This window comes from Streptomyces sp. T028 (assembly GCF_048159505.1).
Classification (GTDB): Bacteria; Actinomycetota; Actinomycetes; order Streptomycetales; family Streptomycetaceae; genus Streptomyces.
In genome coordinates this window covers 184,400-196,691 of record NZ_JBLRVZ010000013.1, presented here as the reverse complement: position 1 = coordinate 196,691, position 12,292 = coordinate 184,400, and the positions used below count along the sequence as shown (strand labels likewise).

11 protein-coding genes are annotated in these 12,292 nt (G+C 71.3%); 9 read left to right on the top strand and 2 right to left on the bottom strand.

Features of this window, described 5'->3' with window-relative positions:
* Positions 1-69 precede the first annotated feature (69 nt).
* From ACLZN2_RS15235 to ACLZN2_RS15205, 7 genes are all read left to right on the top strand, one after another.
* Positions 70-201: a hypothetical protein gene (locus ACLZN2_RS15235; protein ID WP_416978983.1), complete on the top strand. Its 132-nt coding sequence runs from the start codon at positions 70-72 to the stop codon at positions 199-201.
* 688 nt (positions 202-889) lie between these two features.
* Positions 890-1,819: a thioredoxin family protein gene (locus ACLZN2_RS15230; RefSeq protein ID WP_416978982.1), complete on the top strand. Its 930-nt coding sequence runs from the start codon at positions 890-892 to the stop codon at positions 1,817-1,819.
* Between the two features lie 82 nt (positions 1,820-1,901).
* Positions 1,902-2,816 (top strand): thioredoxin family protein, encoded by a 915-nt coding sequence (locus ACLZN2_RS15225; protein ID WP_416978981.1) that lies wholly within the window; start codon positions 1,902-1,904, stop codon positions 2,814-2,816.
* Entirely contained in the window at positions 2,813-3,148 is a 336-nt protein-coding gene (locus ACLZN2_RS15220; protein WP_416978980.1) for a hypothetical protein, read from the top strand. Before ACLZN2_RS15225 ends, ACLZN2_RS15220 begins: the two co-directional genes overlap by 4 nt.
* Before the next feature lie 555 nt (positions 3,149-3,703).
* Positions 3,704-4,849, top strand: coding sequence for a sugar ABC transporter substrate-binding protein (locus ACLZN2_RS15215; protein WP_416978979.1), 1,146 nt, complete (start codon positions 3,704-3,706; stop codon positions 4,847-4,849).
* Positions 4,846-6,405 (top strand): sugar ABC transporter ATP-binding protein, encoded by a 1,560-nt coding sequence (locus ACLZN2_RS15210; protein WP_416978978.1) that lies wholly within the window; start codon positions 4,846-4,848, stop codon positions 6,403-6,405. Before ACLZN2_RS15215 ends, ACLZN2_RS15210 begins: the two co-directional genes overlap by 4 nt.
* Entirely contained in the window at positions 6,402-7,436 is a 1,035-nt protein-coding gene (locus tag ACLZN2_RS15205) for an ABC transporter permease (protein WP_416978977.1), read from the top strand. Before ACLZN2_RS15210 ends, ACLZN2_RS15205 begins: the two co-directional genes overlap by 4 nt.
* A 307-nt stretch (positions 7,437-7,743) precedes the next feature.
* Here ACLZN2_RS15205 and ACLZN2_RS15200 read toward each other — a convergent pair whose 3' ends face one another.
* The gene (locus tag ACLZN2_RS15200; protein WP_416978976.1) at positions 7,744-8,478 is read right to left on the bottom strand and encodes an SDR family oxidoreductase; all 735 of its coding nucleotides are present in this window, start codon (positions 8,476-8,478) and stop codon (positions 7,744-7,746) included.
* A gap of 443 nt (positions 8,479-8,921) precedes the next feature.
* On the opposite strand from ACLZN2_RS15200, the gene ACLZN2_RS15195 reads away from it, so the two are divergent.
* Positions 8,922-9,116, top strand: coding sequence for a ferredoxin (locus tag ACLZN2_RS15195; protein WP_416978975.1), 195 nt, complete (start codon positions 8,922-8,924; stop codon positions 9,114-9,116).
* Positions 9,117-9,237: 121 nt separating this feature from the next.
* A complete protein-coding gene (locus ACLZN2_RS15190; protein WP_416978974.1) occupies positions 9,238-10,434 on the top strand; it encodes a cytochrome P450 in 1,197 nt (398 codons plus the stop codon).
* 460 nt (positions 10,435-10,894) lie between these two features.
* Here the strand turns inward: ACLZN2_RS15190 and ACLZN2_RS15185 are convergent, their stop codons facing one another.
* Positions 10,895-12,250, bottom strand: a complete 1,356-nt coding sequence (locus ACLZN2_RS15185; protein ID WP_416978973.1) for a nuclear transport factor 2 family protein — start codon at positions 12,248-12,250, stop codon at positions 10,895-10,897.
* Positions 12,251-12,292 lie beyond the last annotated feature (42 nt).

Genomic DNA, 12,292 nt, shown 5'->3' with positions numbered 1-12,292 from the left:
TGGACCGGACGCTCGACATGATCCTGTTCGGCGTCCTCGACGCGGCGGGCGGGCCGCCGGCACCGCCTCATGAGGTACGACAACCATGACGAGGTCATCGGCATCGCGGGCCGCATCGGCGGTGTCCTGTGCCACCGCGACGCCCACGGGGGGCCCGGCTCGTCGCGGCCGCCCGAGCCCCGGACCACAGGCGCGTCCTGACCCCGGCACGGGTTCGGTCCGGGCACCGCCGCGCAGGTCCTCGCGGCACCGGGGCGGGATCGTGGTCCCCACCACCCGATGCCCCCGGCCCGCACGGGAGTCGACCGAACCCCGTCGCGGACGCGGGCGGGCGAGGCGGCTCCCCTCGGGCGGGCGTCCGTCCGTGTCCGGCCGGTGGCGTGAGCCCGGTACGCGGACGCCGGCCGGGCGACCGGCCGACGGCGCCGGGCTCCGCGCGATGGGGTTCGACGACGGTTCGGGACGCGTCGAGTGCCCGACAGCCCGCCCGCAGCACGGGATGCGTTGACCGCCGTTGGCCCCGAGACGGTCGGCGAGGAAGACCTGGAGACCTCGGTCCGCGGAGTGACGGTGCAAGACGCCGTGGCCGCCCCGCATTTCGCCGTACCGGAGACCGGAACGGAACGGCACGCCGGCCGAGCGGTCCTTCTAGTCTCGCGCGGGTGGCCGACGTGACGAGGTGTCGCCTCACCCAGGCGCTGCCGTTCTCGACGACCTGCACGTCGACGCCTTGGGTGTCTCACCGATCAGGAGGTCGTGCGGTGGCATGGATCAGAGTGTGCGCCATCGGGTGCGTGGAGAGCGCGGACCAATTCCGGGTCCGGAGCGGACCGGCCCGGGTCCCGACCGGTGGTCGCCGGGGTCGGAACGACTCAGGGACGGTCCCGGCATGACCTCGCTGGAGGACGCGCCCGTCGCCGTTCAGGGCTGGTTCGCCGCGGAGCAGTCCGCCGACCAGGCGGCCGGACTGCGGACCGTGCTCGGGCGCGATGTCGTGATGGACTTCGGCGGGCAGAAGATACGAGGCGTCGACGCTGTCGTCGCCACGGTCACCTTCGCGATGCCGGCCGGCTGGCTCGGCGACGCCGAGTGGAGCCTGCTTCCCGTGGGCGCGGCGGGGCAGGTGACGGTCCGGGCGACCGGCGCCGGCGGAACCCAGTTGCAGGTGTTCGTGCCGGGGGCGCCGGCACAGCGGATGGACGCCATGGACCTCATGTTCACCCTGAATGAGGACGGTCTGATCGTCGGCCTGGCCGGACAGGCGCACCAGCCCGAACCACCCGGCCTGCCGCGTCCGTTGCGGGCGGGGGACACCGCACCCGACTTCGTGCTGCCGGACGTCGAGGGCGGTGAGGTCCCCGCGCGCCGGGAGGGGGCGGCCACGATCGTCGTCTTCGTGAGCAACCACTGCCCGTTCTCCCTGGCCTGGCACGACAGGCTGGAGCAGGTCGGGCGGGACTACTCGGCCCGCGGCGTGCGCCTCCTGCACGTCAACTCCAACGACCCCGCGCAGGGCGCCAAGGACGGCGTGGACCACTGCCGCGAGCGGGTTGCCGAGGGGCACTTCGCCGGTCCGTACCTGGTTGACGAGGGCCAGGCGGTGGCGCGCAGTTGGGGCGCCCGCCGCACCCCGGAGGTGTTCGTCGTCGACGAGCACGGCACGGTCGCCTACCACGGTGCCCCCGACTCGGATGCGACCGATGCCGCCCAGAACGCGGGCTGGCTGCGTGCCGCGCTGGAGCAGGTGCTGGCCGGTACGGCCCCGGACCCCGCCGACACCGAGCCCGTCGGCTGCTCGATCAAGTGGACACAGCGATGAGGACCCCGCACACACACCATGGCCCGGAGCGCCGGCTCGGCGCGCCGTTCAGGTCACGCGACGACTTCTGGGAGGTATGCGCATGACGTATCCGGACAAGGCGCCCGCCAGCGTTCAGGGCTGGTTCGCGGCCGAGAAGTCCGCCGACCCGGCAGCGGGAATGCGGGCCGTGCTCGCACCCGATGTGGTGTTCGACTTCGGCGGACGCAGGACCCAGGGCGTCGACAACGTCGTCATGATCGTCGGTCTTATGATGCCCGCGGGGTGGCTCGGAGAGGTCGAGTGGAGGGTGCTGCCGGTCGCGACGGACGGGAAGGTGACGGTGCGGGGTGTCGGCCCCGGCGGCGCCCCGCTGCCCAGTCCCGGAGGACCCATGGGCGCCATCGACTTCACGTTCACGCTGGACGCCGACGGCCTGATCAGCGAGATCGCCCCGCAGCCGCATCACCCCGAACCCGAAGACATGATCCAGCCGTTGCGACCGGGGGACACCGCACCCGCCTTTGAGTTGCCTGACGTGGACGGCGCCGAGGTCGCCCTGCGCCCGGAGGAGTCGAGGGCCACGGTCGTGGTCTTCACGTGCAACCACTGCCCGTTCTCCCTCGGCTGGCACGACAGGGTGCAACGGGCCGCGCGGGACTACGCGGCCCGCGGTGTGCGCTTCCTGCACATCAACCCCAACGACCCCGCCGTCAACCCCAAGGACGGTGTCGAGCACTCCCGGAAGCGGGTCGCCGAGGGGGAATTCGCCGGTCCGTACCTCGTCGACGAGGGCCAGGCCGTGGCGCGCCGCTGGGGAGCCCGGCACACCCCGGAGGTGTTCGTCGTCGACGAGCACGGCACGGTCGCCTACCACGGCGCCCCCGACGCCGACGTGGCAGACGACTCGCTGAACGCGGGCTGGCTGCGTGGCGCGCTGGAGCACGTGCTCGCCGGTACGGCCCCGGACCCCGCCGACACCGAGCCCGTGGGCTGCTCGATCAAGTGGAACCGATGAAAGCCGCCCCGCGGGTGGAACTGCTGTGGTGGTCCGGCTGCCCTTCCCACAAGACGGCCCGGGCCATGCTCGAGGAGGCGATGACGGGACTCGGGCTGGATCCGGCCGGCATCGAGACCGTGCAGGTCGTCACCGACGCGGACGCGGCCCGGGAACGCTTCACGGGCTCGCCCACCATTCGCGTCGACGGCAGGGACATCGAGCCGCCGGAGGAGGACGCGTCCCCCGCACTCGCGTGCCGCGTCTACTTCCGCCACGACGGTCGGCCGAGCCCTCTGCCCGATCCCGCTCAGGTCCGTCACGCCCTGGAGCAGGCACTCGACCACGCCTGACGCGCCTGGATCCGCCAGGCCTGAAGACCTGTCGCACCGCGGTGAGGAGATGTGCGGGCGCGACGGCCGGCGGTAGTGGCGACCTCCCCTATGCCGCCACCGCCGGTCATCGTGCCCGCACATCTCTCGAGGAGGAATGCGATACCACCGGTCCAACCGGCATTCGGCGTCCCTGCCCGACCACCATGTGGCTCTCGCACATCAGTTGGCCGACTACTGCGTACGCTGGAGGCGTTGGATCGGCCGGCCCGGAGTTCGCAAAGGGCGATTCCGTTGTCAGCGCGCCAGTTGTCATCGGTGGTCCGTACGGGACCAGGGGGCCGACGTGGTTCTTGTGCGTTTACTTTTGCGGAATCCGGATGCTCCGGCGAATCTTTGCACTTCGCGCGCGTAATCCGTCTTTCCCGGTACTGCAGCTCTGAAATCAGCGAAGAACTATGTGTACAACGCACGTGACCTGGGGCGTTCCGCTCCCCGGGACGGATTTCGGCCACGGGCTGAATCGGGGGCAATACTCCAGCCGAGCCGCAGCGTTCGATCCCTGAGGAGGCCCCCGTGGGCAGTCGTATCACCAAGTCCATCGTGACCGTCCTGGCCGCCGGCCTGGCGGCCACTGCCCTCACCGCTTGCTCGTCCGATTCGAGTTCCACCACCGCCTCCACGAAAACACACGGACCCGCCACAGCCGGTCAGAAGGAGGCGGCCGCGTTTCTCGCGAAGTACATCGCCAATCCGACGTCCATCGGTGACCTGAAAACACTTCCCGAGAGACCCCCGACGGGGAAGTCCGTCATCAATCTGCAGGCGTCGACGGCCATCGCGCAAAGGGCCGCCGCCTCGCAGAAGGTGGCGGCGCAACTGCTCGGCTGGTCCTATGACTCGATCGCCACGGGACCGACACCGGCCTCGGCGGCGGCGGCGTTCGACGCGGCGATAGCGCGGCATCCCGACGCCATCCTCTTCGCCGGGTTTCCGGCCGCCGTGTTCGCGAAGCAGATCGCCGAGGCGAAGGCCGCCGGCATCAAGGTGGTCAGCACCGCCACCGGCGACGGCACGACCGACGGTGTCCTGGGCGACGTCCTGGGTGCCCCGCAGATGCAGTGGTACGGCAAGCTGCTCGCCGCGTACTTCGTGACCGAGTCCGACGGGAAGGGCAAGGTCGGCGTCTTCAGCATCCAGGCCTTCCCGATCCTGGCGCCCTGGGTCTCCGCGTTCCAGTCCTGGGTGAAACAGTGGTGCCCGGGGTGTACGACATCCGTCGTCAACCAGCAGGTCACCGACCAGGGAACGAAGACGCCGTCCAACGTCGTCGGGTTCCTTCAGCGCAACCCGGGCGTCAAGTGGCTCATGTTCGCCACGGGTGACCTCGCCCAGGGTGTGCCGGCCGCGCTGGCCACAGCGGGCCTGAAGGGCGTCCACATCGGGGGCGGATCACCCGACCCGGCCGACCTCGCGAACATCAAGGCGGGCACCGAGTCGGCCTGGGTCGGCAACACGGTCGACATCGCGAACTGGCGGCTGTTCGACGTGCTCGCGAGGGACTACGTCAAGGCCGACACGCAGGCCGCGGCGGCCGCCCTGCTGCCCCTGCAGCTGGTCACCCAGGACAACGCCGGCAAGGTCGCCGCCGACAAGACCGGCTACTACATCGGCGTGGCCGACTACCAGGACCAGTTCAAGAAGCTGTGGCGGGTCAGTTGACCACCGGGAAGGGGCCGGCCGCGGCCGCCGACACGCCAGGGGGGCGTGGCGCGCCCGCCCTGGTCGTGCGGGAGACGAGCAAGACCTTCGGCGGGAACACCGTCCTGGACCGGGTGGGTCTGTCCGTCGCCCGTTCGGAGGTGCACGCCCTGGTGGGGGAGAACGGATCGGGCAAGTCCACGCTGGTCAAGATCCTCGCCGGATATCACGAACCCGATCCGGGATCGAGCATCCTGGTGGACGGCGAGCCCCTGACACGGCATCACCCCGACGCCAGCGACCGGGCCGGTCTGCGCTTCGTCCACCAGGACCTCGGCCTGGTCGGCGGTCTGACCACGGTCGAGAACCTCGGACTCGGGCGGGGCTACGGCGCCGGCCGAGGCATGCCGGTGCGCTGGAGCATCCGCCGACGTGAGGCCGAGGAACTGCTGGCCTCGCTGAGCCGGTACTTCGACGTGAACCGGCCGGTCCAGCAGCTGGCCGCCAGCGAGCGTTCCGCGGTGGCGGTCGCACGGGCGGTCGCGCCACACCGGACTCCGGCCCGGGTGCTCGTCCTGGACGAGCCGACCGCGAACCTGCCCGGCCCCGAGGTCGCCCAGCTGTTCGACCTGGTACGCCGGGTCCGTGAGCGCGGGATCGGCGTCGTGCTCATCTCGCACCATCTCTCCGAGGTCTTCGAACTGGCCGACACGGTCAGCGTGCTGAGGGGCGGGCGCGTCGTCGCGACCGTGCCCGTCGCTGCCACCGACGAGAGCGAACTGATCGAACTGATGGTCGGGCGGAAGGTCGACCGGCTGACTGGGAGGCCCCCGGCCGGCACCGCACCCGTCAAGCTCGCCGCCCGGGCGGTCCGCGGCCGGTCCGTGCACGGCGTCGATCTCGACGTACGGGCTGGCGAGGTGCTCGGCGTCGCGGGGATCACCGGCTCGGGCCGAGAGGAACTGGCCCCGCTGCTGTTCGGGGCCCTCCAGCGCCAGGGCACGGTGACCCTCGAGGGCACCCCTGTCCCGCCCGGACGACCCGACAGCTCGATCACCGCCGGAATGGTCCTGGTGCCCGCCGACCGCGACGCCAACGCGGTGCTGCACGGGCACGACGTCGCCGAGAACATCGCGATCTCCCGACCCCGCGACTTCGTGCGGCGCCTGGTGTACCGGCGTCGGCTGGAGGTCGAGGAGACGGCCGCCTGGGTCGGGCGGCTCGACATCCGGACCCCGCGCCCGCGCAGCCCGCTCACCCAGCTGTCCGGCGGCAACAGCCAGAAGGTCGTGCTCGCCCGGCTGCTGCGGCTGCGGCCGTCCGTCCTGCTGCTCGACGAGCCGACACAGGGCGTCGACATCGGAGCCCGGGAGGAGATCCACCGGCGCGTCGAGGAGGCGGCGGCCGAAGGGGCCGCCGTGCTGGTCTGCTCGACCGACAACGAAGAACTGGCACGGCTGTGCACACGGGTGGTCGTCCTCTCCCGCGGCCGGGTGAGCGCGGAGTTCGCCGCGCCGGTCGACCCGGACGCACTCGCCGCCGCATGCCTCACCGAGAATGAAGGAGACCGGGGATGAGCTCTGCCGAAGACCTGCGCCCGGCGGACACCGAGCCGGCCCCCGGCGCCGCGTCGGCCGAACGGCCCACGGTCCGCACCGCGTTCGTGCACCGCGCCGGGCTCGACCGGCTCAGCGGGGTGTACGCCCTGGCCGCACTCGTCGTCCTCTACGCACTATGGGTGCCGGACACCTTCCTGACCGCCACCACGCTGCGCACTGTCAGCGCGAACCAGTCCGTCACCGCGATCGCGGCGACGGCCTTGATCCTTCCCGTCGCGGCCGGGCTGTTCGACCTGTCCGTCGCGGCCACCCTCGGCGTAGGCGCCGTACTGACCGTTCAGCTCCAGGCCGACGGCAGGAGCCTGGCGGTCACACTCCTGGTCGTGGTGCTGACCGGCCTGGGCGTCGGCCTGCTGAACAGCCTGCTCGTGGTCGGGGTCGGCATCGACTCGTTCATCGCCACGCTCGGCACCAGCAGTCTGCTGTCGGCGTTCGCCTACTGGATCACGGGGGGCAACCAGGTGATCCTGCCTCCGGGCAGCGACCTCACCAGCTTCGGGCAGGGATCCCTGCTGGGGGTACCCACACCGGTCTGGTACGTCGCCGCGGTCGGCCTCATCCTGTTCTACGTCACCGAACTCACCACGGCCGGGCGCTACGCGTACGCGGTCGGCGGCAACAAGGAGGCCGCACGGCTCATCGGAGTCCGGGTCGGCCGCGTGTCGGTGTGCGCGCTCCTCGCCTCCAGCCTCATGGCGACGGTGGCGGGAGTCGTCCTGGCCGCCGAACTCGGTGCGACCGACCCCAACGTCGGGCCTCCGTACCTGCTGCCGGCGTTCTCCGCGGTGCTGCTCGGTGCCACCCAGGTGAAGACCAACGGCCGGGTGAACGTCCTGGGCACCCTTCTCGCCGTCGCACTGCTGGGCACCGGGATCTACGGACTCCAACTGGCCGGTGCCCCGACCTACGTGTCCGACCTCTTCAACGGAGCCGCCCTCATCCTCGCCGTGTCCCTCGCGCTGCTCGCCCATCGCCGCACCAGGCGGTAGTACGCCGCCCGGCGACCGGCACCACCTGAGACGACGGAAGCCGTACGTCCCGGGCGGCGCCGGTCCCGCGACGATCGCCGCGAGCGTGGACCATCCGGCCTCCGTGCCCGGTGCGCGCCGTGCGGCCCGGGCCCGGGAGGCCGGACGGTCCAGGAGACCCACCAAGAGTACCGCGAAGGGAAACACCGAGCGGGACCGCCGTTGTCCGGAGCGTGCGGCCAGGCCCGCGCCATGCGTTCAGCACGAGAACTCCCCACGCGAGAGCCGCGCGCACGGAGGGGGGAGGCGGGCAGCTGGTGCCGTCGCCTCAGGACGCGCCCCCATGGGCGCGGACGGCCTGCCCGGTGACCCATCGGCCCGCGTCGGAGGCGAGGAAGGCGACGATGTCGGCGATGTCCTCGGGCTCGGCGATCCGGCCCAGCGGGCTCAGCGCGGCCAGCTGGTCGACCGCTGCGGCGGGCAGGTGCTCGAGCAGCCCGTCGGTCCGGGTGGCGCCAGGAAGGACGCTGTTGGCCGTGATCCGGCGGGGCCCGAGTTCCTGGGCGAGGGTGCGGACCATTCGGTCGGTCGCCGCCTTGCCGGCGCCGTAGATTCCGCCGTTCGGTATGTGGTCGACGGAACTGCCGCTGGAAATGACGACGATCCTGCCGCCGTCGCGCAGCCGGTTCGCGGCCTCGCGGAACGCGACGAAGGCGGCTCGCGTGCTCCGGGCGAAGGCGACCTCGAAGTCCTCGTCCGTGGCGTCGGCGATCGTGGTGAAGCGCGGTGAGCCCACGTTGTGCACCAGGATGTCCACGCCGCCGAAGTGCTGGTCCGCCGCGTCGAACAGGCCGCAGAGCTGGTCGGGAACGGCGACGTCGGCCTGGACTGCCACGGCCCGTCCGCCGGCGGCCTCGATCTCGGCGACGACCTTGTCCACGGCCTCGCGTCGGCTCAGGTAGTTGACGATCACGGCGACCCCGTCGGCCGCCAGCCGCACGGCGACGGCTCTGCCGATGCCCCGGGAGCTTCCGGTCACGATGGCGGACTTCCGTTCGGTCATGCGTGGCTCCTCGGACGATGTGGTGTGCTGCTGCGACTGGGCGTGTGGCCGATCACGGTGACCGGCTGCCCGCCCGCCGGGTTCTGCTGATCACCTCGTCGAAGTCTCACACCCCGTACGCACGCCTGCGCACGAGCGTCCCGGCGAACGGAACGACCCGTTGCGTCAAGGGCGTTGAGGCGCATCGGCGGACCGGCACCGGCTCCGGCCCCGAGTCGGGCCCGGTGTTCCGGCGGCCGGAACAAGAACCTCGGGGGATTCGCAGTTTGCCGGAACATGTGCGGGTGCCATCCACCAGTGGGCCCGGTCCCGGAGGGCGGGGTCGCTGCATGCACGCGGCCGCTGCCATGCGTGCGGCCATCGCGGAACCGACGACGGCGACAAGGGCCACCGCCGCCGCGCTCGCTCCTTTCCGTCCGCCGTCCCGACCGAGGAGATCGAACATGACGTACGTCGACCTCGACCATGACCGTTGTGAAGGCCACGGGCTGTGCGAGCAGGTGGCTCCCGAGGTCTATCGGCTCGATGACGAGGGCGAGTTGGAACTGCTGGTCACCGAGGTGCCGCCGGAACTGCGCGCCAAGGCCGAGGCGGGCGCGCGCACCTGTCCGGTCGCCGCCCTGCGCCTGCACGGCTGACGACCGCGGACACGGCGGCCGAGCCGCTCCTTCGCGACTCCCGCCTTCCCCTTTGTTTCCGCCCCCTTTCCGCAGTTCGCGAGCCTGCCCCTCGAACCGCGACATCTCCTGGAGAGCCGCCATGACTTCCCCGCCCACCGAATCCACCACTCCCTCCGCCCCCTTCGACCCGCTGAACCCCCAGCATCAGCAGGAGGCGGCCGAACGTCTCGCCGAGGCACGCCGCAGATGCCCGGTGTCGCATCCCCGAGCCGGAATCAGCGTCGTCGCGGCGGAGAAGGACGTACGCGAAGCACTCAACTGTCCGGCGTACTTCTCCAACCACGGCAATTTCACCCTGGACGACTCGGTGGCCCCGCCCTCCGCGGCGATCACCCGCATGGACCCGCCGGACCACACCGCGCTGAGGGCCCGGCTGCGCAAGTGGTTCGCCCCCGCCAAGCTGCGCAAGCAGGCGCCGCGGATCCAGGAGATCACGGAGAGGATCGCCGACGGCCTGCCCGAGAACGGAACCGTGGATCTGTACGCCCTGTTCTTCAACCGCATCCCGGCGCAGGTCGTCTTCGCGCTGCTGGGCCTTCCCGAGGAGTCGTGGTACGAGGTCCAGGGCTGGACGGACCGGGTCTCCGCGGAACTGGTGCCGAACGGCTTCCGGGGCCCCGACTTCGAGGCCCTCTTCCGGTTCCTGACCGGTGAGGTGGAACGCCGTCGGGAGGCCGGCCCCACCGGGGGCGATGTCATCGACGGACTCGTCCACGCCGAACCGGGCGAGCAGGAGTTCACCACGCGCGAGGCCGCTGGCCACATACTGCAACTCGTCTTCGCGGGCACCGACACCACCCGCAGCCTTGCGACCAACCTCACCTACGAACTGCTGCGGGACCCCGGACTCTGGGAGCGCGTGCGCGAGGACCGGACGCTGCTGCCCATGGCCATGGAGGAGTCGCTCCGGCACGATCCCCCGCTGCGGTTCGTCATCCGTACCGCGAAGGACGGTGCGGAGCTCTCCGGAAACCCCGTTCCCACCGGCGACAAGGTCCTGCTCAGCCTCCAGTCCGCGGGAGCCGACGAGCAGGTGTGGGGGCCGGAGGCGCAGGAGTTCAGCCTCGACCGGGAGGCCCTCCCCGCGCACCTGTCCCTCGGCTACGGCATCCACACCTGCCTGGGCGCTCCGCTGGCGCGGCTGGAGGTGCGCATCATGCTGCAGACGCTGCTCGACCGCTACCCCGGCATGCGGCTGGCCGAGGACTACGTCTGGGAGAAGACCCCGGGCGACATCCTGCACCGGCCCCATCGGCTGGACGTGGTCCTGGGCTGACCGGGAACCGGCCTCGTGACCGCCGTCGGCCTACCGGGACGGACGGCAATCGGTCCCGGGGCCGGAACACGGCACGCCACATCCGTGGGCGCCGCGGCCGGTCAACGCCGGCTCGCCTCCGGCGGCCGCGGCCTGCGCATCGTCGAGGTTGCCCGCACCCTTCGCCGGAGGCTTGCTGACCCTGCGGCGAAAGCACCCACGCGCGAGCTGCCCTTGCCCCTCGCTTGCGCGCAGGAGGTCGGCGTCCTCGGCTACGGCGCCATGAGCGTCGGCAGCCTCTACGGACAGGGTGACTTCGACAAGGACACGGCGGCAGACGGAGCAGGTCGGCCGTGCGGCATGACCGACGGGTCGGCCCGGCCGCGTCGGCGACATGCTCGCCGTGAGGCGAGTCCTTTCCGCGCGGCCTCCCGCACGTCGCAGGGACAGCCGGAACTCCGCGAGTCCTCGGGGGCGGTGACTACTCCGGCCGCGGGATGAAGGAGACCGTCTCGGAGAACGTCGGGTACGACCGTGGCGGATCGGGCAGCAGCCGTGGGGCACGGGACGGGTGGTAGGGCGCGTTGTCCGTGACACCGCGTGTCGGCGGTGTCATCCCGGGAGGCGTCTCGCCCTCGGCGAAGTCGAACATGCGGGGGCCGAGGGCGCTGTCGACCCAGCTGGTGGCGAAGGGGGTGCGGAACGTCGTGTAGATGTGGAAGTGCCAGAACTTCCAGCGGCCGTTCTCCTTCACGAAGTCGACACCGTAACGTCCCCAGGACCAGAAGACGTGCGAGTCGCCGTCGGGTGAGGCGAACGTCTCGTGGCCGGGCGACATCCACACGCCCTTGGCGGTCCTGCCATCGTCCGCGACGACGACGAGGGCCGTAGACGTGGCGTGTTCGGTCATCATGCCCGGGCCCACCGGCGGCGCGCCGTCGACATAGCAGAGCCGGATCGCCTCCGCGCCTTCCCACACCCCCCAGTCCTCGGGTTCGAAGGACAGGTCCGGTTGCGACAGCGCGAAACAGGTGTCCAGTTCCTCCTCGTTGAGACCGGCCGCGTGCAGGTACTCGTGCCGGCTCATGAGGTTCTCTATGGCCCAGACGTCCTCAAGAGCGGTGATCCGCCGCTGCAGCGCGGCCAGTTCAGGAGTCGGCTGCTCCTCGTCCGGCTCGAAGTCGACCTCGTCCGGTACGACTGGGTCGTACTCGGGCAACGCTTCGGGCGAGTAGCCGAGTGGCTTCCGACCCGCCCGCAGGGTCTGCCGTGCCGTCTCCACCCAGTCCTGGTCGAACGGCGTGCGGAACCTCGGGACGGTCCGCATCCGCAGGATGCGCCACTCGCCGTCCTCCGGCACGAGATCGACTTCCAGGTGGGCCCACAGCCAGTCTGCGTCGGGCTTCGAGAAGACGGTGGGACGGCTGGCGGCGCCCAGCACCATCCACACGCCCCGCGCCCGTGTGGCGTCGCGGTCCACATGGACATACGGCGTCAGCAGGGCGTTCTCGGCGAGCCTGCCGGCCCCCGGGTCCACGTCCGGCGGGTCCACGTCCCGCGCGGCCGTGGTGTCCGTCCGACGTCGGCCGTTCTCGGCGTTCGCCGCCTGTGTCGGCCCGACGAGGAAGTCACGGATCGCGTCGAGTCCGACCTGTTCGCCCAGCCCCTTGACCTGAACGGACACGGCCGGCTCGTGCCGGCTGAACAGGCTCAGGACCTCGTCGAAGCGCTGGGCCGCCACCAGGTACTGGCAGCGGGCCAGCGCGGTCCGGATCTCGTGGGCCGCCTCCACCCGGGCGAGGCGGCGTGCCAACCGCGGGCCGAACTGCTGGGGCATACGGAACACCCTTCGTCGTCGGGGACCTGCCTGACTGCGGAT